This window comes from Pedobacter montanisoli (assembly GCF_022809115.1).
In the GTDB taxonomy this organism is placed as follows: domain Bacteria; phylum Bacteroidota; class Bacteroidia; order Sphingobacteriales; family Sphingobacteriaceae; genus Pedobacter; species Pedobacter montanisoli.
Genome location: NZ_JALGBH010000002.1, coordinates 223,080 through 245,639, shown reverse-complemented (window position 1 = coordinate 245,639; position 22,560 = coordinate 223,080). Strand labels below are relative to the sequence as shown.

At 38.4% G+C, this 22,560-nt stretch carries 20 protein-coding genes; 17 read left to right on the top strand and 3 right to left on the bottom strand.

Annotated elements, in window-relative coordinates:
* Positions 1-117: 117 nt before the first annotated feature.
* The gene (locus tag MMF97_RS08865; protein WP_243361629.1) at positions 118-420 is read right to left on the bottom strand and encodes a hypothetical protein; all 303 of its coding nucleotides are present in this window, start codon (positions 418-420) and stop codon (positions 118-120) included.
* Between the two features lie 11 nt (positions 421-431).
* Entirely contained in the window at positions 432-3,350 is a 2,919-nt protein-coding gene (locus MMF97_RS08860) for an FAD-binding and (Fe-S)-binding domain-containing protein (protein ID WP_243361627.1), read from the bottom strand.
* Between the two features lie 388 nt (positions 3,351-3,738).
* On the opposite strand from MMF97_RS08860, the gene MMF97_RS08855 reads away from it, so the two are divergent.
* The 6 genes from MMF97_RS08855 to MMF97_RS08830 all read left to right on the top strand — a co-directional run bounded on the left by MMF97_RS08855 (position 3,739) and on the right by MMF97_RS08830 (position 7,664).
* A complete protein-coding gene (locus MMF97_RS08855) occupies positions 3,739-4,566 on the top strand; it encodes a hypothetical protein (RefSeq protein WP_243361625.1) in 828 nt (275 codons plus the stop codon).
* Between the two features lie 291 nt (positions 4,567-4,857).
* Complete coding sequence (locus MMF97_RS08850) at positions 4,858-5,502, top strand: hypothetical protein (protein WP_243361623.1); 645 nt, start codon at positions 4,858-4,860, stop codon at positions 5,500-5,502.
* Positions 5,503-5,582: 80 nt separating this feature from the next.
* On the top strand, positions 5,583-5,987 hold the full coding sequence (locus MMF97_RS08845) for a hypothetical protein (protein WP_243361621.1): 405 nt from the start codon (positions 5,583-5,585) through the stop codon (positions 5,985-5,987).
* A 50-nt stretch (positions 5,988-6,037) separates the two neighbouring features.
* Positions 6,038-6,919, top strand: coding sequence for a hypothetical protein (locus MMF97_RS08840; protein WP_243361618.1), 882 nt, complete (start codon positions 6,038-6,040; stop codon positions 6,917-6,919).
* 231 nt (positions 6,920-7,150) lie between these two features.
* Complete coding sequence (locus MMF97_RS08835; RefSeq protein ID WP_243361616.1) at positions 7,151-7,405, top strand: type II toxin-antitoxin system Phd/YefM family antitoxin; 255 nt, start codon at positions 7,151-7,153, stop codon at positions 7,403-7,405.
* A 1-nt stretch (position 7,406) separates the two neighbouring features.
* Positions 7,407-7,664: a Txe/YoeB family addiction module toxin gene (locus tag MMF97_RS08830; RefSeq protein ID WP_243361613.1), complete on the top strand. Its 258-nt coding sequence runs from the start codon at positions 7,407-7,409 to the stop codon at positions 7,662-7,664.
* Positions 7,665-7,819: 155 nt separating this feature from the next.
* On the opposite strand, the gene MMF97_RS08825 is transcribed toward MMF97_RS08830, so the two are convergent.
* Positions 7,820-8,023, bottom strand: a complete 204-nt coding sequence (locus MMF97_RS08825) for a hypothetical protein (RefSeq protein WP_243361612.1) — start codon at positions 8,021-8,023, stop codon at positions 7,820-7,822.
* Positions 8,024-8,535: 512 nt separating this feature from the next.
* Between MMF97_RS08825 and MMF97_RS08820 the strand changes: the two genes are divergently transcribed.
* From MMF97_RS08820 to ilvA, 11 genes are all read left to right on the top strand, one after another.
* On the top strand, positions 8,536-9,426 hold the full coding sequence (locus MMF97_RS08820; protein WP_243361610.1) for a branched-chain amino acid transaminase: 891 nt from the start codon (positions 8,536-8,538) through the stop codon (positions 9,424-9,426).
* A gap of 215 nt (positions 9,427-9,641) precedes the next feature.
* Positions 9,642-11,324: a dihydroxy-acid dehydratase gene (gene ilvD, locus MMF97_RS08815; protein WP_243361608.1), complete on the top strand. Its 1,683-nt coding sequence runs from the start codon at positions 9,642-9,644 to the stop codon at positions 11,322-11,324.
* A gap of 19 nt (positions 11,325-11,343) precedes the next feature.
* Entirely contained in the window at positions 11,344-13,092 is a 1,749-nt protein-coding gene (gene ilvB, locus MMF97_RS08810; protein ID WP_243361606.1) for a biosynthetic-type acetolactate synthase large subunit, read from the top strand.
* 47 nt (positions 13,093-13,139) lie between these two features.
* Positions 13,140-13,772 (top strand): acetolactate synthase small subunit, encoded by a 633-nt coding sequence (gene ilvN / locus MMF97_RS08805; RefSeq protein WP_243361604.1) that lies wholly within the window; start codon positions 13,140-13,142, stop codon positions 13,770-13,772.
* Between the two features lie 134 nt (positions 13,773-13,906).
* Complete coding sequence (ilvC, locus tag MMF97_RS08800; protein WP_243361601.1) at positions 13,907-15,388, top strand: ketol-acid reductoisomerase; 1,482 nt, start codon at positions 13,907-13,909, stop codon at positions 15,386-15,388.
* A 31-nt stretch (positions 15,389-15,419) separates the two neighbouring features.
* Entirely contained in the window at positions 15,420-16,817 is a 1,398-nt protein-coding gene (leuC, locus tag MMF97_RS08795; RefSeq protein ID WP_243361599.1) for a 3-isopropylmalate dehydratase large subunit, read from the top strand.
* Positions 16,818-16,830: 13 nt separating this feature from the next.
* A complete protein-coding gene (leuD, locus tag MMF97_RS08790) occupies positions 16,831-17,427 on the top strand; it encodes a 3-isopropylmalate dehydratase small subunit (RefSeq protein WP_243361597.1) in 597 nt (198 codons plus the stop codon).
* 72 nt (positions 17,428-17,499) lie between these two features.
* A complete protein-coding gene (locus tag MMF97_RS08785) occupies positions 17,500-18,897 on the top strand; it encodes an ATP-binding cassette domain-containing protein (RefSeq protein WP_243361595.1) in 1,398 nt (465 codons plus the stop codon).
* The gene (gene leuB, locus MMF97_RS08780; RefSeq protein WP_243361593.1) at positions 18,894-19,970 is read left to right on the top strand and encodes a 3-isopropylmalate dehydrogenase; all 1,077 of its coding nucleotides are present in this window, start codon (positions 18,894-18,896) and stop codon (positions 19,968-19,970) included. Before MMF97_RS08785 ends, leuB begins: the two co-directional genes overlap by 4 nt.
* Before the next feature lie 18 nt (positions 19,971-19,988).
* Positions 19,989-21,155, top strand: a complete 1,167-nt coding sequence (locus tag MMF97_RS08775; RefSeq protein WP_243361592.1) for a 2-isopropylmalate synthase — start codon at positions 19,989-19,991, stop codon at positions 21,153-21,155.
* A gap of 20 nt (positions 21,156-21,175) precedes the next feature.
* A complete protein-coding gene (gene ilvA / locus MMF97_RS08770; protein WP_243361590.1) occupies positions 21,176-22,420 on the top strand; it encodes a threonine ammonia-lyase IlvA in 1,245 nt (414 codons plus the stop codon).
* Positions 22,421-22,560 lie beyond the last annotated feature (140 nt).

The window sequence follows — 22,560 nt, the reverse complement described above, 5'->3', positions numbered from 1 at the left end:
CATGTTAAGAAAGATTTATCCCAGACCGCCACTTATGATATAGAAATGAGCATTATAAATTTTCATGTATCAATTTTGCAAACAAGTTTGTACATGCTTGGGTAATTCAAACTGCTTTTATAAATATGAAAGCATAAATACACTAAGAGCAAATATACATCCGGCACTTAATGAAATCAACCAAAGTGCAGTCTTTCCTAACCCCAAATTATAATAAAACAGATATTCTCCTCTTCTACTGTAATCATAGAAGATATATTGATAAAATAAACTCAAGGGAATATAAGCCAATGCCACTCCCGGAACAATCTTATTTGTGGGCAGTGAAAATACAGCCAATAGCAATGCCGTAACTAAAGATGGCAAAATCAGTTTTTGATAGAAAATCCACCAAGCTTTAAATAAACGGCTGTATTTCATACTGCTTTAATTTAAACCAAAGCTTCCCACAAAATTTCTACCGGGTGTTGGGCTATACGTTGCGTACCATCTTTGATCTGGTGGCGACAACTTGTTCCGGCCGCTGCAATAATGGTATCGGTAGCTTGTTTTCTTACCTCAGGTAAAAGTACCAGTTCGCCCACTTTCATAGAAACATCGTAATGATCGGCCTCATAGCCAAATGAGCCTGCCATACCGCAGCATCCCGAAGGAATAAGCTCTACGGTATAATTTTGCGGTAAAGCCAGTATTTTTTCAGTTGGAGTTAAAGCATTCAACGATTTCTGATAACAATGTCCATGCAGTTTTACCAATTGTGTTTTTTGGGTAAAGGCTGAGGTATGGATGCGTCCGGCTTCTACCTCTTGCAATAAAAATTCTTCTACCAAAAAAGCATTTTTAGCCAAATGATTGGCTTTTTCTACCAAATGATCGTCAACCAGCTCTGGGTACTCATCTCTAAAAGTAAGCAAGGCCGAAGGTTCTATACCCAGTAAAGGTGTTTCTTCGGTAATTAATCTAGTTAAAAGCGAAACATTTTGGTTGGCCAATTTCTTGGCATCTCTCAGCAAGCCTTTAGATAAATAAGTTCTGCCACTTTCTTTATGCTGAGGAATAATCACTTCGTAACCCAGTTTCTCCAAAAGTTTTATGGTGGTAATTCCTATTTCAACATCGTTATAATTGGTAAACTCATCGCAGAACAGATAAACCTTTCGGTTTTTAGGTTGAACTACAGCTTCTTTATCATGTTTTTTCTTCCAGTGGCGTAAGGTGGTTTTGCCTACTTTGGGTAATGATCTACCTATAGCGAAACCAACGGTCTTTTTGATCAGTTTTGAAGTAAAACTATTGCTGATCAATGCATTGTACAAGCTCGGAAAAATTGTTGCCAGTTGCTGTGTTTTGGTAAAGTTGGCAATCATTCTTGCCCTGAAAGGTACACCATTGGCATCGTAATAATGCTGCAAAAATTCTGCTTTTAATTTGGCAACATCTACACTTGAGGGACATTCTGATTTACAGCCTTTACAACTCAGGCACAAATCCATCACCTCTTTTATTTCTTTATGGTTAAACGGATTTTCTTCTGTAGAATTGGTTAAAAACTGTCTTAATATATTGGCTCTGGCCCTGGTGGTATCTTTTTCTTGTCGGGTAGCCATGTATGACGGACACATGGTACCTCCTGTTACATGGGTTTTCCGGCAATCGCCAGAACCTGAGCATTTTTCTGTTAATCTTAATATATTTTCGCTCTTGCTGAAATCAAAAATGGTTTTTACGGGCTTGATCTTTTGATCGGCTTCGTAACGTAAAAACTCATTCATTGGTGGTGTGTCCACAATTTTATTGGCATTGAATACACCTACCGGATCAAACAGGTTTTTAACGTCTTTTAATAACACATAAACCTCTTCGCCCAATACGTCTTTAATAAACTCGCCACGCAAACGTCCGTCGCCATGCTCGCCACTTAAAGAACCGTTGTATTTTTTAACCAGCTGTGCGGTTTCTTTAAGCACCTGCCTAAAAATCTCTTTTCCCTCACTGGTCTTGAGGTTGATCATAGGCTCTATATGCAACTCCCCTGCTCCGGCATGTGCGTAATAAGAAGCATGTAACTGATAGCGGTTAAGCACTTCCTGCAGATCTTCTACATAAGCGGGCAAATCTTCGGGCGATACGGCGCAATCTTCGATCAGGTTTACTGGCTGTGTATCGCCTGGCAAGTTCCTGATCAATCCCAAGCCTGCTTTCCGCACATCCCAAGCCAACTTGGTTTGCTTATTCCCTTTTACGATCGGATAAGCATAACCCAATCCGGCAGCTTTCAGATCGGCAATCAATGCCGATGTTTTGGCTTCTAGTTCTTGTTCTGTATCGGCAAAAAACTCTACCATTAATAAAGCTTCTGGTTCGCCTTCTATAAAAAAGCGGTTATGCTGGTAAACAGGATGGCCTTTGGTAAAGTCCATGATGTATTTATCTACCAGTTCAGAAGCCATCGGCTTATGCTTAAGAATAATGATATTGGCCAAAAGCGATTCGGCCAGCGAATTAAAATGCACACATACCAAAGCTTCCTCTTTTGGCGGCAAAGGCAGCAGTTTAAGCTTGGCTTCGGTTACAAACGCCAATGTGCCTTCTGATCCTGCCAAAAGCTCGCATAAGTTAAAAGTTTCTTTTCCTTCCTCGGGGATTAAGAAATCAAGCGCATAGCCTGTATTTCTGCGGGTAAGTGTTTTTTTGGGATAACCTTTTTTAATGGCTGTTATATTTTCGGGTTTATTTACCAGTTCTTGTATGCCTTTGTAGATTACACCTTCAAGACTGTTCAGTTCAGCTTTTTCGGCTACCTCTTGTTTATTTAAAGCTTTAAATTCCGTTTCATCGCCATTGCTCAAAAGTACTTTTGCTTCGAGTAAGTTTCCACGGGTATCTCCCCATACAATAGAATGCAATCCACAGGAGTTATTGCCGATCATCCCTCCTATCATGGCTCTGCTGGCGGTTGAGGTTTCAGGGCCAAACATTAAGCCATAAGGTTTTAATACTGCATTCAAGTCATCTCTGATTACACCGGGTTGTACTCTTACCCAAGCTTCTTCCTGATTGATCTCTAAAATTTGCGTAAAGTATTTCGAAATATCTACCACGATACCATTCCCTACTACCTGTCCGGCCAAAGAAGTTCCTGCCGCACGCGGAATAAGTGAAACGCCTTGTACATTGGCAAAACGGATCAGTCTTTTGAGGTCTTCTTTGGTTTTAGGAATGGCCACTGCCAAAGGTTTTTCCTGATACACCGAAGCATCGGTTGAATACACCTTTTTCAATGCTTCATGTACGGTAGAATTATCATAGTATAACTCGCCTTCGAACGTGGTTTTTAAATTTTCGAACATCTTAATTTCAGCAATAATGGATTACAAAAGGTAAAATTAGAAAATAGTTATGGATAAAAACACCGTTTTTGGCAATAAAAAACAGTTCTAAATTAGCTATCGAACGATTTTGTATAATTACAAAATTGCAATCTTACTCCTGCTCAAAATAGGCTTTTTGTTCTCATTGTAATTGAGTTTAACGATTTTGGTTTATTATGAGATTAAAGGCAGTTCATGTATGTTTTGACCTTATATGAATTGCTTTTTAATCCATTCGAATTTTGAATATCATAAATTCAATAAAAATTTATCACACTATATATCAGCTATTTAACAGAAGTTACCATAGAAGAAAAGATTCGTATATTTGGGTGTTAGCTGACATTGCTAGACGAACCTTTCCCCAATGACTAAAAGAATAGACTACTACTACCTACCAAAAAAGTTTAGAAAAAAACACGACTTCTGTGAATTTGTAATTAATGACATTGAAAGATTAGTCATTGACGAAACTTTTGTAGAGTTAAAGACACAAATTATAAACCTTCCAGAGAATTTGAAAATCGAGAATGACACCCAAGACCACATTTTCGATATATTGCAGGCAAATGGGCTAAGAGTTGAACACAATCAAATTATAAGAACGCACCTACTTCTTTCACTCATAATGGAGACTTGTTATTTTCTCCAAGAAAGTCTTTTATGTAGTTTGAAGATGAGAATGACTGTTTGTTTTACGCTATTGAGAAAGCCTTTTTTAGAAATTTCGATATTGCTAATGCGAATATTGAATGAAAGTGATTTCATTGAAAGGTTTAGTAATGAAGATGGTTTTGACCCAATAAAAACGACTCCTAATCAAAAAAAGGGACTTATTGAGAAAACAAACAATTTTCTAAATAATAAGTTTCAACCTGACGATTTATTTGACTACATATTTAGCAAAGAATTTGGCGACAGTTTATTTAATTTAACAAACAACGCAATCCACCTTTACACAGACAGAAATCCAATCGTCGCAACAGAGAAACAAAATTTAAACTTCATTTTTAGCACTTGGGAAGACATTGAAGCACAATGGGAATATATCTACGAAAATTTACCGATGCTAATTTCTTTTATAGCGGACGTTATTGAAGTTTTAGTATTTAAATCAACATCTGTTGATGAGAAGATTTTTATTGGTAGATTAAAAAAAAGAGACAAAATGAGAAAAAAATACAACGTCAGCTAACATCGTATTAGCAATAAGCTGGGTTAAATGTATAATTGAAAAATTCTCCCCACTCTGGCGCAAGCATCCGCTTGTGACTAATCCGAGCACAAGCACCGCTACGCTCATACTTGCGCTAGACGAGTTTGCCAAAAGCGGGGCTGAAGTTTTTCGATCGAGCATTTGTTCAAGGTTCAAGATTAGTAATTCTATTGAACTTTTGTTCTAAAAATCCCCGCCTTCGGCAAGCCCCGAAACGTTATGCCCAATATTACAGCGACACACAACACAATTAAAAACGACAGACAAACAATGAAAAAAATCATTCTCCTATTGACAATTGTTTTCGGACTTTCGACCTTAAGTTACGCACAGACACAAACAAAAGAGATTAAATCTAAAGGAGTTTTTAAAGAAATTAACGTTGCTCGACACAATGAAGCAATTGAAATCTTAAACGGTAAAAACAAAAAACTTAAACAGCAGATAGTTGATAGTATTTTGAAAAACCCTAATTTCTATAATCCTCCAGTTATATACGCATTATCTCGAGAACTTTTTAACCAAGACCAAAAAGACGATGCAATGTATTGGTTTTATGTAGCACAACTAAGAGCAAGATATGACGCTAACTTGTGTGTGGACAATTCAGCAAAGCAAGCTGTTTCGGTTTTGAATGGAGAGTATGGACCAGACATTAATAAATATGCATTTCAAGACATTGACAAACTTGAGAAAACAGTAACTAAAGTAGTTGGCTTCGTTAGAGCCAATGAAGAAAATTACGACCAAAGATGGATAAATCTTCACGGTATGGACGCTGTTTTATCAGGCATGGACGACAACTCTGAAAAAAAAGAATTAAGTCAACCAAAAGAAAAATGGACTGAAATAAAAAAGAAAACAATAGACGACTATTACAACGGATTTATTGAATATGTTAAGAGCAAGAAGTAGAAGAAATACTAGGCATAACACGGGTTTTGCGTCAGCATAAGACAAACAACCGTTGACAACAAGTTAACACTAAAATGGATATGAGGAAATTTTTAATTTTTATTGGAGGTTTCGTTACAGGGATATTAGCAACGTTTTTTGCAATTTATGTATACTCAGGAGCCAACAAACCTAATGACGGTGGCTTAGTAGGTCTTACCATTTTTGAAGAAAGTGGGGAATGTATTTCCAAAAACGAAATAGAAATTTTTCAGGTAATTAATCAGAATACTGCATTAGCAAAAACAGTAGAATATGGGAAGTATGGTATTAGAAACTACTCTGATGAAATCGTAGTTTTAATCATTGATTATAATGGTAAAACATTCTACGATGAGCAAAAGATAAAAATACCCAAAAACAAATGTGCAAGACAAATAGGAACATATCAATACGAAACTAAAAGCGAATTTAGGAAAACTGTTCCAGCAGTAGTTATTGAATAGAAAATATACTATTTAAAAATATGTAGAATATGAAACCAAATAAATGAAGTATGTTGACATATAACGAACGTATCGAATTAAGGGAAAAGTTGACTAATGGAGAAATTTCATTAGAACTTGCCAAGGAACTATATTGGAAGGATTACAAAGAAGGACAACGGTCATGGCACACAAAAGATTGGAAAGAAAGACGAGCTAAAATTCTTAAAGAAAAATGCGAGATATGTGATAGTACAGACACTTTAACAATTCAGCATCTTTCGCACCCAAAAAAATATTCCGACTACGAAAGAGAAATAACAAGAAAATACACTCAAATTTTTAAAGAAACTAATTCTGACATTGATAAATCAGAATTTAAGAAACATATTGCAAAAAACTATGATTACATAGCCGTTCCTTTATGCACAAATTGTGGAGACAACCGACCTAATAAGAGAGTGAGGAAATTACCACAATATCGTTGCGCAGTATGCCAACACGAGTTTGATGAACCAATTTATAAATCCTTAGAAGAACTCATCACAATTTTTTATATAGACGAAGAAGCTCTTGATGTTCGAGACAAGTGTTTTGTATCTAAAAAATGGAAAAACAATCACAATTTATCGAATATAAAATATTGGTTTCAAAGAGAAAAAGCTAAAAACAAAGATGAAGAAATAATCGGGAAAGAAGCATTTTTACTCTATTTAACTGACGACATAAAATATCTGTCATTTGAAGACACAATAACAGCTTGTAGAAGATGTGCCTCTAACTATGATTTAAAAAATATGGAGTTATGCCCTAATTGTAAAGTACATTATAAAGGCATTCAGTATCCAACTTGCATACAATGCCTGCCAGAAGACAAACGAAAAGCTGTATTAGAAATGATTGAATTTGGGAAAGAATGGCATACAATGCACAAAGAACTTGGAATTGACTAACAACAAAAAATGCCGGACACATAACATCGGTTTGGGCAATATGGCGGCTGAAGTGCTTCTATGAAACATTTGAACAAGGTTACACAATAGTAATTTTATTGAATTTTTGTATTAAAAATCCCCACCTTCGACAAGCCCCGAACCAATAAATACAATAAGTCCCAAAAATTCCGCACAATTTGTTCAATAGAAAATTTGTACATATATTTGTACAAATAAAAATACAAAATCATGTTAATTGCAAGTGTTTCTGATTTTAGAAAAGACATAAAATCTTATTTAGATAGAGTTGCTAAGAATTTCGAAACTCTAATCATCAATCGTGGAAAAGATTCAGGAATTGTTGTCATGTCATTAGAAGAATACAATTCTCTAATGGCAACTAATTACGAATTATCTTCTCGGAAAAACGAAATGCGATTAGATTCCGCAATTGAAAAACTAAAAAGTGGAAAATCGTTTTCAAACGATTTAATTGAAGAATAAGATGAAGTACACTTTTGTTGACGAATCTTGGGACGATTATTTATATTGGCAGAAAACAGATAAAAAGAAATTAAAGAGAATCAATGATTTATTAAAAGATATTTCAAGAAGTCCATTTGAAGGAATTGGAAAACCAGAGCCTTTAAAACATAAATATTCTGGATTTTGGTCTCGTAGAATTGATGACGAACATAGATTGATTTACAAATATCAAGAAAATGAGATTCTCATTGCCAAATGTAGATTTCATTACGATTAGAAAAATTCTTACTGCTGTCAACAGCCTATTAGTAATAGGCTGGGTTAAATTCTCCCCTTTGGTTTAAATGTTTCGTAAGGCACTTAAATCTATCCTGAAAATAAGGTCTCCAGATTGGAATACACTACAAAACAATATTGATACAAGTCCTTTCCTCATAATGTACTTACAACGCTAAGTAGATAACCAAGCTTGATGTTACCGGATCCTCGTTCAGGTAGTTCAATCTTTGTACTATCTTTTTGTTTGTATTGATACCATTCCGGCCAAAATCTCCTTTCATTAAAAACAGCCAAAATTAGCCCAATATCACAAGCTAAATCCAAACCATTTTCAAGGCCAATTTCAGCAAACTTCACAGCACATTTTCTGGTTTTAAGCAGAAAATTAATATCAATACAATGCAAGCATAATATTTGAACCAAATACCAATTCTATATTTGGTTCAAATATTATATTTTTATATTCCTAAAAATAAAAATAAATCAAAATATAATTTCAAAAAACAACAAAAAAACCATCAATAATACTTTTTAATTTTAATTAAAATATTCTATTGCATTTAAATGAACCAAAAACTAAATTGGTTTTTGTAAAACACAGCGATTTTAAAGCAGCAGAAACACCCATTTAAAAAGAACCTAAAAAAGGGTGTTTTTTTCAGCAAAAAAATTGTGTTCTACCCCACACACAACTTGATAAATTAAAGGAAGCTGTTTAGACCTTTGAACTAAAAAAAATCCGTCATGCTGAACTCGGTTCAGCATCTTTCTGAAAGCCCTGAAAATAAACCAGCGCTTATTCAGAACAACGAATTAGAAACTGCTCAAGGTTAAATGGCTTTTAGAAAAATTCTTTTAAAAAGAAATTTATGAATTATTACAATTCGAACACGGTAATTTATTTGGACGATGAATTTGTTAAAGCACGGGATGCCAAAACAGATTTGTACGGACAATCGTTGCATTATGGCTATGCAGCTTTTGAAGGCATAAGAGCCTACAAAACACACAATGCTACCCGCATTTTTAAAGCCAGAGAGCATTTTGAGCGTTTAAAACGTTCATGCGATCTTACAGGCATTCCTTTTAATTGGGACATCAATGACCTGATTGGAAAAACCTACCGTCTGCTCGAATTGAATAACCTCAAAGACGCTTACATACGACCTTTGGTTTTCTGTGAACCCAATATGAGCTTAACCACCCCCAAAGCAAGCAACATTATGATCTGTGCTTGGGAATGGGGTTCTTATTTCGGCGACAAGCAATTAAAGGTATGTATATCCCCTTATGAGCGTCCTAACCCTAAATCTATTCATATAGAAGCTAAAATGAGCGGTCATTATGTAAACGCAATTTTAGCCAGCGGCGATGCCAAGAACAAAGGTTTTGATGAAGCACTTCTTTTGGATGCAAAAGGATTTATTGCCGAAGCACCCAGTGCAAACATCTTTATTGAAAAGAACGGAAAGCTTTATACGCCCGCTTTAGGCAACATTTTACCGGGCATTACCCGTGCAACCATTATTGAACTTTGCAAGATTTTAGATATAGAAGTAATCGAGAAACAGATCAGTACAGATTTTCTACACAATGCAGATAGTGCTTTCTTCTGCGGTACCGCTGTTGAAGTAGTGGGCATCCACACTATTGATGATGTGGTGTACCGTCCGCGCTGGCGCGACAGCATTGGTGCTACTTTGCAAAGAGCCTATAAAAATCTGGTGCTCGAAAAAGTAAACTACGAAGTAATTATTTAAAAGTTCTTTGTTTTAAAATTTTTGTTGTTAGTTTTGGGTTTACAAAAGCGAAGTAAAGTGATTTTAAACACCAATATTATTAACAACATTATTATTGTCATTTCTCAGAAAGAGAGGTGGAAACCGTTGTTTATATAATATTGATAGAAAAAATATTCAACGAACCGCCTCCTGCAAAGGGGCGGTTTTTTTTTGCCCTATTTTAAAATAAACCAATGGAATTAAACAAGTACAGTCGCATTTTTACACAAGACAAAACACAACCTGCAGCCAAAGCCATGCTTTACGGAATTGGTTTAACCGATGCCGATATGGATAAAGCGCAGGTAGGCATTGCCAGTATGGGTTACGATGGCAATACCTGCAATATGCACCTTAACGATTTAGCCAAAGTGGTTAAAAAAGGGATTTGGGACAACGGAATGGTTGGTCTTACCTTTAATACCATTGGCGTAAGCGATGGTATGAGCAACGGAACAGAAGGTATGCGTTACTCGCTGGTAAGTCGTGATGTAATTGCCGACAGTATTGAAACCATATGTGGAGGCCAGTATTACGATGGTCTGATCACCATTCCCGGTTGCGATAAAAACATGCCAGGATCATTAATGGCAATGGGTCGTTTAAACCGCCCTTCTATCATGGTATATGGTGGCACGATCAAAGCTGGCCACTACAAAGATGATCATCATTTAAATATTGTTTCTGCTTTTGAAGCTTTGGGACAAAAAATAGCAGGTACCATTTCTGATGAAGATTTTGATGGGGTAGTTAAAAATGCCTGTCCGGGCGCAGGAGCCTGTGGAGGCATTTATACCGCAAATACCATGGCCTCGGCTATCGAAGCTTTGGGCATGAGCCTTCCCTATTCTTCGTCCAACCCAGCTTTAAGTGAAGATAAAAAGCAGGAATGTTTAGCTGCCGGAAAAGCTATCCTCAATTTACTGGAAAAAGATATTAAACCTTCTGATATCATGACCCGGGCAGCATTTGAAAATGCCATTGTTACGCTCATGGTTTTAGGTGGTTCTACCAATGCCGTTTTACATCTTATTGCCATTGCAAAAAGTGTTAACGTAAAACTTACGCAAGACGATTTCCAAACCATCAGTAATCGTATTCCGGTACTGGCAGATATGAAACCAAGCGGCACTTACATGATGGAAGACCTCCACAAAATAGGCGGTGTACCTGCGGTAATGAAATACCTGTTAAAATTAGGTTGGATAGATGGCTCTTGCTTAACCGTAACCGGAAAAAACATTGCCGAAAATCTTGCAGAAGTACCTGAACTAGAGTTTGATGATCAGAAAATCATCATGCCTAAAGAAAATCCAATTAAAGCTACCGGACACCTTCAAATCCTATACGGCAATATTGCAGAAAAAGGTTCTGTAGCTAAAATATCAGGAAAAGAAGGCGAACGTTTTGAAGGACCTGCACGGGTATTTGATGGTGAGTTTGAATTGATAAATGGCATCTTATCAGGCAGGGTAAAAGCCGGAGACGTTGTGGTGATACGTAATGTAGGCCCTAAAGGTGCGCCCGGAATGCCCGAAATGCTAAAACCTACTTCTGCCATATTCGGTGCTGGTTTGGGCAGCAGTGTGGCACTCATTACCGATGGCCGTTTTTCTGGCGGAACACACGGCTTTGTAGTAGGTCACATCACACCCGAAGCTTATGATGGCGGCAATATTGCCATTATTCAGGATAATGATCCAATTGAAATTGATGCAACTACCAATACCATACAGCTTAAAATAAGCGAACAAGAAATAGCTGCCCGCAAAGCGCAATGGCAGCAACCCGAACTAAAAGTAAAAAGAGGCGTACTTTATAAATATGCAAAAAGTGTTTCAGATGCTTCTGAAGGCTGCGTAACTGACGAAGGATAAAACCAAAATACCTAAAACAATGGAACAAGAAACAACCTTTGAACCCACTACAAAAACTGCAACTTCTACTGTAAAAACAGTAAAAGCCAGTGGCTCTCAAATTTTATTGAACGGACTTATTGAAGAAGGCGTAACAACTATTTTTGGTTATCCCGGCGGTGCGATCATGCCCATTTATGATGCGCTTTATGATTACAATGATAAACTTAAACATATACTGGTGCGCCACGAACAGGGCGGTATCCATGCTGCTCAAGGCTATGCCCGCTCAAGCGGAGATGTAGGCGTGGTTTTTGCCACCAGCGGCCCTGGTGCCACCAATCTGGTTACGGGTTTAGCCGATGCACAAATAGACAGCACACCCCTTGTTTGTATTACCGGACAGGTTTTTGCACACCTTTTGGGTACAGATGCCTTTCAGGAAACAGATGTAATTAACATTACCACTCCGGTAACCAAATGGAACTATCAGGTAACCGATGCCAAAGAAATACCTGAGGTATTGGCAAAAGCATTTTATATTGCTAAAAGCGGTCGCCCGGGACCTGTTCTAATTGATATTACCAAAAATGCGCAATTACAGATAGAAGATTTTGGGCCATATGTAAAGTGTAATCACATCCGTAGTTACAGACCAAAACCACAATTGCGTTTTGAATTTATAGAAGAAGCTGCAAAGCTCATCAATGAAGCTAAAAAACCTTTTGTACTATTTGGACAAGGCGTAATATTAGGCAAAGCCGAAAATGAATTTAAAGCCTTTATAGAAAAGGCAGGCTTGCCTAGTGCCTTTACCATTATGGGCGATGGCGCTATTCCTACCTCCCATCCTTTAAATGTAGGTATGTTGGGCATGCATGGCAATTATGGGCCCAATGTGTTAACCAACGAAGCCGATGTGATCATTGCCATAGGGATGCGCTTTGACGATCGCGTAACCGGACGTTTAGACAAATATGCCAAACAGGCAAAGATTATACATCTAGATATTGACCCTGCCGAAATCGACAAAAATGTTAAGGCCGATGTAGGTGTATGGGGTGATTGCAAAGAAACCCTTCCGGTACTCACCAATCTGGTTCATAAAGCCGAACATACAGAATGGTTAGTCAAATTTAGAGATTACAACCAACAGGAAATAGATCAGGTAATTACGCCAGAACTTTATCCACAGGGCGGTGAAATGACCATGGGTGAAGTTTTACGGGTATTGAATGAAATAACCGGTGGCGATGCCATTGTGGTAACAGACGTAGGTCAGCACCAGATGGTAGCTTGCCGCTATGCTAAATTTAACCATACCCGCAGCAATATCACTTCTGGTGGATTAGGCACAATGGGCTTTGGCTTACCTGCAGCAATAGGTGCAAAATATGGAGCGCCTGATAAAACTGTAGTGGCCATTATTGGCGATGGTGGTTTCCAGATGACACCACAGGAATTGGGAACCATTATGCAATTTGGCGCAGAAGTAAAAATCCTGATCCTGAACAATAGCTTTTTAGGCATGGTGCGCCAGTGGCAACAACTGTTTCATGATAAGCGCTACTCTTTTGTGAACATTACCAGCCCCGATTTTGTGGCTTTGGCCAAATCATATTACATAGAGGCCAACAAAGTAAGCGAAAGAGCCAATCTGAGAACAGCTTTGGAAAACATGATTAACCACAAAGGTGCTTATCTGTTAGAAGTAGTGGTTGGCAAAGAAAACAATGTATTTCCAATGGTTCCACAGGGATGTAGCGTAAGTGAAATCAGATTGAAATAAAATTAAAGGCGAAAAGCGAGTAACGAACCACAATCAACGAAAAAGCAATGAGCAACACCATACAACACATAGCTGCCGACCCAAGTTACCAGGGCAAGCAGGAATTTACCATAACCGTTTATACCGAAAACAGGATAGGGATCTTGAACAGGATTTCTATCATTTTTTCGAAAAGGAAAATCAATATTGAAAGCCTGAACACTTCCTCTACAGAAATTGCAGGCATACACCGTTTTAATATCCTCATTAACGAGAGTTATGAGGTGGTAAGGAAATTAGCACGTCAGATAGAAAAACAGGTGGAGGTACTTAAAGTATATTTTAACACAAATGACCAGATCATTTGGCAGGAACTGGCCTTGTACAAAGTACCTACAACAGAAATAACCGAAAAAGTAACAGTAGAACGTCTGTTACGCCAGTATGGAGCCAGCGCAGTAGTAATCAGACAAGACTATACCGTTTTTGCGGTTACCGGACATAAAGAAGAAACCGATGCATTGGTAAAAGCCTTAGAACCTTACAGCCTGATAGAATTTGTACGCAGTGCCCGTGTAGCTATTATTAAAGAAAGTGCTGGTTTCCACGAAAAACTGAAAGAATTTGAATCTGTAGAACCTGGAGAAGAACTGGTTAAAAATGAGTTCTTAGACGAAGGTGATAAAGTATTTACGATGTGAGTGTTAGATATTAGATGTTAGACTAATAATATAAAACGATCAACAGAAAACGATAACGACCAACGAATACCATTTAACGTAAAACGAAAGACAATCAACGAATAAAGAACAAAAAAAATTAACCAATAAAAACAATGGCAAATTATTTTAACACCCTACCTCTCAGAGAAAAACTTAACCAATTAGGCGTATGCGAATTCATGGACAACAATGAATTTTTAGACGGCGTAAATGCGCTAAAAGGTAAGAAAATCGTAATTGTAGGTTGCGGTGCGCAGGGGTTGAACCAGGGATTAAATTTAAGAGACAGCGGACTTGATGTAAGCTACGCTTTACGTAAAGAGGCTATTGAAGCCAAACGCGACTCATGGAAAAATGCTACCGACAATAATTTTAAAGTGGGCACCTATGAAGAATTAATTCCAAGTGCTGATCTGGTAGCCAACTTAACACCCGATAAACAACATACTGCTGTGGTTAGTGCCATTATGCCTTTAATGAAAGAAGGCGCTACATTATCCTACTCACATGGATTTAACATTGTTGAAGAAGGTATGCAGGTACGTAAAGATCTAACAGTTATTATGGTAGCACCTAAATGTCCGGGATCTGAGGTAAGAGCCGAATATTTAAGAGGTTTTGGCGTACCTACATTAATTGCTGTACACCCTGAAAATGATCCGCAAGGCAAAGGCTTAGCGCAAGCCAAAGCTTATTGTGTAGGTACTGGAGGTCATAAAGCAGGTGTACTGAGATCTTCTTTTGTAGCTGAGGTTAAATCAGATTTAATGGGCGAGCAAACCATTCTTTGTGGTTTACTACAAACTGGTTCTATCCTTTCTTTTAATAAAATGGTTGAAAAAGGCATAGACCCGGGATATGCATCTAAACTGGTACAATACGGTGTAGAGGTTATTACAGAAGCTTTAAAACATGGTGGCGTAAGCGGTATGATGGATCGCCTGAGCAACCCTGCAAAAGTTAAAGCCTTTCATGTATCAGAAGAATTAAAAAAGATCATGCGCCCGTTGTTCAAAAAACATCAGGACGATATCATGAGTGGTGAATTTAGCCGTACCATGATGGAAGACTGGGCAAATAACGATGCCAATCTGTTAAAATGGAGAGCCGAAACGGGCGAAACCGCTTTTGAAAAAACCCCTGCCGGCAATGTGAAGATCAACGAACAGGAATACTTTGATAATTATACCCTTATGGTTGCCTTTGTAAGAGCAGGTGTTGAACTGGCTTTTGAAACTATGGTAGAAGCAGGTATTAAAGCAGAAAGCGCCTACTATGAATCATTGCACGAAACACCTTTGATTGCAAATACCATTGCACGTAAAAAATTATTTGAAATGAACCGTGTAATTTCCGATACAGCAGAGTACGGATGTTACCTGTTTGACCAAGCTTGTAAACCTTTATTGGCCGATTTCATGAAAACTGTTGATACCGACCTTGTAGGTAAAAACTTTAATGAAGGCAAAAACGGTGGCGTTGACAACAGGGAATTGGTACACATCAATGAAATTTTACGTGAGCACCCTGTTGAAATTGTAGGTAGAAAATTGCGTAAAGCCATGACAGCCATGAAGTCGATCAAGACAGCTTAACGAATAACAACTTAACTAAATATTTAGAACGATGTCAAAAACATTAGTAGAAAAAATTTGGGATGCACATGTGGTAAAACGTCAGGAGGGTTTTCCTGATATTTTATACATCGATACCCATCTTATTCACGAGGTTACATCACCGCAGGCTTTTGATGGCTTGCGCAAACGCGGTATTCCGGTTTTTAGGCCAAAACAAACCGTAGCAACTGCCGATCATAATGTTCCAACCCTGGATCAGCACCTTCCTATTAAAGAAGAACTATCAAGATACCAGGTAGATATGCTTACCAAAAACTGTAAAGAATTTGGTGTAGAACTTTACGGCTTAGGCCACCCTTACCAAGGTATTGTACACGTAATAGGTCCAGAATTGGGCATTACCCTACCGGGAAAAACCATGGTTTGTGGCGACAGCCATACCTCTACACATGGCGCTTTTGGAGCTATAGCTTTTGGTATAGGAACCTCTCAGGTAGAACAGGTTTTTGCTACGCAGTGCTTGCTGCTATCTAAGCCTAAAACCATGAAAATTGAGGTAAATGGCGAGCTTAAAAAAGGTGTGGGTGCCAAAGACATTATCCTTTACATCATTTCTAAAATCTCTGCTGCAGGTGGTACCGGATATTTCGTAGAGTTTGCCGGATCGGCCATACAATCATTAAGTATGGAAGCTCGTATGACCGTTTGCAACATGAGCATAGAAATGGGTGCCCGTGGTGGCTTAATTGCTCCCGACGAAACTACTTTCGAATACATCAAAGGCAGAGAATTTGCCCCTAAAAGCGAAGAATGGGACAAAGCTTTAGCTTACTGGAAAACATTATACAGCGATAATAATGCCCTATTTGATGCGGTACTTACCTACAATGCAGAAGATATTGAGCCCATGATCACTTACGGAACGAATCCGGGTATGGGTATTGGCATTACCGAAAATATACCAGCCACTACAGCACAGCCTAAAAGTGAACAGATATCTTATCAGAAAGCTTTGGATTATATGGGCTTTGCTGACAATGAACCTTTAATAGGAAAACCTGTTGATTACGTTTTTATTGGCAGTTGTACCAATTCACGTATCGAAGACTTAAGAGCCGTAGCTACTTTTGTGAAAGACAAACGCAAAGCCGATCATGTAGAAGTATGGATTGTTCCGGGTTCAAAACAAGTTGAGGCACAAGCTAAAGCCGAAGGTATAGATAAAGTTTTTGAAGCAGCTGGTTTCCAATTACGCGAGCCGGGTTGCTCGGCATGTTTAGGCATGAACGAAGATAAAATTCCTGCCGGGAAATACTGTGTTTCTACTTCTAACAGAAATTTTGAAGGCCGTCAGGGGCCAAATGCCAGAACATTGTTGGCCAGTCCTTTAACTGCCGCAGCCGCTGCTGTTACGGGTAAAATAACTGATGTAAGAGAATTAATTTAACGGATACCAGTAAATGAAAAAATTTGAAAAATTAACATCAGCCGTTGTGCCTTTGAGTATCGAAAACATTGATACAGACCAGATCATACCGGCAAGATTTTTAAAAGCCACCACCCGCGAAGGTTTTGGAGACAATCTTTTTCGCGACTGGCGTTTCGATAGTAACAACGAGCCCAAACCAGAATTTGTGCTTAACAACAATGCTTACAAAGGCAAAATTTTGGTAGCAGGAAAAAATTTTGGCTGTGGTAGCAGTCGCGAGCACGCTGCCTGGGCTATACAAGATTATGGTTTTGATGTAGTGATCAGCAGTTTCTTTGCCGATATTTTTAAAGGCAATGCCTTAAACAATGGTTTGTTACCAGTACAAGTTAGTGATGGTTTTTTAGCTGATATCTTTAACGAGGTTGCTAAAGATCCTCAAACACAGCTAACGGTAGATTTAGAAACGCAACAAGTTACCATAGATGCAACCGGAAAATCAGAAAGTTTTGAGATCAATCCTTATAAAAAATCGTGTTTACTTAATGGTTACGATGATATTGATTTTATCCTGAACCAAAAAGATTTGATAGAAACCTACGAAGAAAATCGTCCGTTCAAATATTAAAATATGCATCAACCGCTGGTCCACATATCAGGTTTATCTATAAAATACGGTAACAAAACCGTGTTAAGAGATTTGAACTGGATAATAAACCGGGACGAAAACTGGTATTTGGGTGGAGAAAGTGGCAGTGGGAAAAGCGTTTTACTTACTGCAATAGCCGATAAGGATAAAAAGACCGAAATACAAGTCAATGTACTTAACAAAAGTAAGCTTAAACCTGTCTGTTTATATATATCGCAATGGTACCAGTTTAAAAATCTGGAAGGCGTCGCAAACTTTTATTACCAGCAACGCTACAATAAACAACAGCTTAAAGATACCCTTACCGTAGGACAGGAATTGGCACTTTACGGCAAAGAAAATCAACTTGATTTTACCGAACTGGATCAAATTTTAATTGCCCTTAATTTTAGCTCATTTAAAGACGCACAACTTATTGAACTGTCTAGCGGCGAGCATAAAAAGCTCCAACTGATCAAAGCAATATGGTTAAAACCCCAGTTGCTGCTATTAGATCAACCTTATACCGGTTTAGACATTAATTCACGTACAAACCTCAACATTTTACTGGATTACCTTGCCTCACAAGGTGTGCGGTTTGTTATAGCTTGCAGTGAACATGAATTACCAAAATGTATCAATAAATACGCCTGCATAGAAAACGGCCAGATCAAAGAACTTAATGGAGTTTTACCTGTAGTTAGAACCATTCCCTTGATCACAAAAGTTCCTTCATTCTTGCAACAAACTCCCAAACCAAATGCAGATGTGATGGTAAAAATGGTAAACGTCAACATCAGCTATGGCGATAAACAGGTCATCAAAAACCTAAACTGGGAGGTAAAAGCTGGCGAAAAATGGTTATTACAAGGACACAACGGTTCAGGAAAATCTACCTTATTAAGTTTAGTTAATGGCGATCATCCACAATCTTATGCCAACGAACTTTATTTATTTGGCAGCAAACGTGGGTCGGGCGAAAGCATTTGGGATATCAAATCTCACATTGGTCTGATCTCGCCTGAATTGCACTGGTATTTTGATAAAGAAGCCAGCGTATGGCAAAGTATAGCTTCTGGTTTCTTTGACAGCGTAGGCCTGTTTAATAACCTGGGCTACCATAAAACCCAACAAGTTAACGAGCTGCTCGATTATTTCGGGTTAACCGAAGATAAAAATGAACTCCTGGTAAACTTATCTCTTGGCAAGCAACGCCTGGCTTTATTAGCACGCACGCTAATTAAAAACCCTGAACTATTGGTTTTGGATGAACCTTGTCAAGGGCTTGATGAGCAGCAAACCGCACATTTTAACCAATTGATAGACGGAATTTGCAGTACAGAAAGAACATTGATTTACGTATCGCACAATCAGCAACAATTGCCACAAAAACTTACGCACCGTTTAGTATTGAATCAGGGCGAAGTAATAGAAAACAGCACATACAACTTAGAAAAAGAATTAGCATGAAGAAAAATATATTAGTTATACCCGGCGATGGCATTGGCCCCGAAGTAACCACATGGGGAAAAGCCGCCTTACAGCAGATTGCAAAAGATTATGGTCATGACTTTAGTTTCGATGAAGCCTTAATGGGGCATATAGCCATTGAGCAAACCGGAAATCCCCTACCTGATGAAACATTGGAAAAAGGAAGAAAAAGCGATGCTATTTTGTTTGGCGCTGTAGGTCATGCCATGTATGACAATGATCCTTCCTTAAAAATAAGACCTGAGCAAGGACTACTCAAAATAAGGAAAGAACTGGGTTTATATGCCAATCTGCGTCCTATTCTTTTATTTGATGAATTGTTACAAGCATCGAGCATAAAGCCCGAAATTTTAAGAGGTACAGATATTCTCTTCTTTAGAGAACTTACCGGCGATGTCTATTTTGGAGAAAAACAACGCTCTGATGATAGAAATACTGCTTCAGACCTGATGATCTACCATAGATATGAAGTAGAACGCATTGCACATAAAGCCTATAAAGCAGCACAACAGCGTAGCAAAAAAGTATGCTCTGTAGATAAAGCCAACGTATTGGAAAGTTCAAGATTATGGAGAGAAACCATTCAGGAAATTGCAAAACAATATCCTGATGTAAAAACTACCCATATGTTTATTGACAATGCGGCTATGCAGTTGATCAAAGATCCTAAACAGTTTGATGTAGTGCTTACCGCAAACTTGTTTGGCGATATTCTAACAGACGAAGCTTCTCAAATTGCCGGATCTATGGGCATGCTAGCCTCTGCTTCTGTGGGCGATGGTACAGGTTTTTTTGAACCTATACACGGCTCTGCACATGATATTGCCGGAAAAAACCTGGCAAATCCGCTGGCCTCTGTACTTTCTGCCGCATTAATGTTAGAAATCAGTTTCGGACTCAAAGAAGAAGCACAAACCCTAGTAAAAGCCGTAGATAAAGTATTAAAAGAAGGCTACAGAACCAAAGATATTGCCGATAAACAAACAGCCAGTGATAAAGTATTGGGCACCCGCGAAATGGGCGATCTTGTTTTAAAATATTTAGCTAAGTAAAACCTAAACCTGAAGATTATGTTACACGACCCGAACAAAGTTTACATTTTTGACACCACCCTTCGCGATGGCGAACAGGTACCAGGTTGTCAGTTAAGCACCGCGCAAAAGATCGAGATTGCAAGATCATTAGAGATATTAGGTGTTGACGTGATAGAAGCAGGATTTCCGGTATCGAGTCCCGGCGATTTTAACAGCGTTGTAGAACTGTCAAAAGCAGTAACCAATCCTGTAATCTGTGCACTTACACGAGCCAACAAAAACGATATTGACGTGGCTGCTCAAGCATTAAAATATGCTAAAAGACCTCGCATACATACCGGAATCGGTGCATCAGATATGCACATCAAGCATAAATTCAACAGCACACGTGAGGAGATTTTAGAACGAGCAATAGCCGCTGTAAAATACGCTAAGCAATATGTAGAAGATGTAGAATTTTATGCCGAAGATGCCGGACGTGCAGATATTGAGTATCTGGCAAAAATGATTGAATCGGTGATTGCTGCCGGAGCCACTGTGGTTAATATCCCCGACACAAATGGTTATTGCTTACCAGATCAATACGGTTCAAAAATCCGTTTTCTTAAAGAAAACGTAAAAAACATAGACCAGGCAATCATCTCTTGTCATTGCCACAATGATTTAGGTTTAGCCACAGCAAATTCAATTGCTGGTCTGCAAAATGGTGCCCGTCAGGTAGAATGTACCATAAACGGCATTGGTGAAAGAGCAGGAAATACTTCTATGGAAGAAGTGGTCATGATTTTAAAGACACACAAAAATCTAGGATTGCATACCCATATCAATACCATGGGCTTTTACGAAATCAGTCATCAGGTACGCAACCAGATGAACATGCCTGTACAGCCTAACAAAGCTATTGTGGGTGCCAATGCCTTTGCACACAGTTCGGGCATACATCAGGATGGTTTCTTAAAAAACAGAGAGAATTATGAGATCATCAAACCCGAAGATGTAGGTTTTCCTGATGCTACTATTGTACTAACCGCAAGAAGCGGCAGGCATGCACTTAAACATCACTTAGAACGCCTAGGTCATAATCTAGACAAAGATAATTTAGCACTCGTATATGAACAATTTTTGCTTTTAGCAGACAGTAAAACAGGCATAAATGACAACGATTTAAACCTACTGGTCACTACCCATCTGGTTAAAGCGTAAATAAACAACAAAACTGTAAAATGAACACCACGCAATATACTTTAGATTTCAGCAGTGCAGCACAACGCCTTAAAAATATAGTAAGACGTACTGCCCTAGAATACAATGCCGGCCTCTCAAAACTATTTGAGGCCAATATTTACCTTAAAAGAGAAGATCTGCAAATTGTAAGATCTTATAAACTGCGTGGTGCCTATAATAAAATTAGCAGTCTGCCGCAAACAGAACTGGTAAACGGTGTAGTTTGTGCAAGTGCAGGCAATCATGCTCAAGGCGTAGCCTATTCATGCAATAAGCTTAACATCAAAGGGGTTATTTTTATGCCCGAAATTACCCCCAAACAAAAAATTACGCAGGTAAATATGTTTGGTGGTGACAACATTGAGATTGTACTGGTAGGCGATACTTTTGACGATTGCTTAAAAGAAGCACTGGCTTATACAGCACAAAAATCAGCAACGTTCATCCCTCCTTTTGATGATGAAAAAATCATTGAAGGGCAAGGAACCGTGGGCATGGAGATTTTTGAAGATCTGCCAGAAGTTGATGCTGTTATTGTTCCTGTAGGCGGTGGCGGACTGGCATCGGGTTTAAGTGCTTACCTTAAAACAGTAAAGCCCGATGTAAGCATATATGGCGTAGAACCCGAAGGTGCGCCTTCATTAACCAGAGCTTTAGAACATAATCAACCTTTTACTGTTGAACATATCGATCGTTTTGTTGATGGTGCTGCCGTAAAACGCATAGGTAATTTAACCTTTGAGTATTGCAAAGATTTATTGGATGAAACACATTTAGTACCCGAAGGCAAGATCTGCACCACCATATTAAAATTATATAATGAAGATGCCATTGTGGTTGAACCTGCAGGAGCATTATCTGTGGCGGCACTCAGCCAGTTTAAAGCACAGATCAAAGGTAAAAATGTGGTTTGCGTAATCAGCGGTGGCAATAACGATATCGAAAGGATGCAGGAAATCAAAGAAAAATCTTTGTTATTTGAAGGACTAAAGCATTATTTCTTAGTTCGTTTTCCGCAACGACCAGGGGCCTTAAAGTTATTCGTAACCGAGGTTTTAGGGCCGCATGATGACATTACGCGTTTTGAGTTCATCAAAAAAACCAACCGCGAAAATGGCCCTGCACTTGTAGGGATAGAACTAAAACACAAAGAAGACTATACAGGTTTGCTCAATCGTATGAAATCAAAATTTGACATCATAGAACTGAATCAGGATGCTACGCTTTTTGAATACCTTGTCTAATATCTAACCCCGTCATGCTGAGCTTTCCAATTAAATTTAGGACAAGCTGTTTCGGCATCTTATAAAAACATGACAAAAAGCAATAGACTCTGAAATAAATTCAGAGTGACGTTAGAAGAAAATCATTGAAATCCATTCGT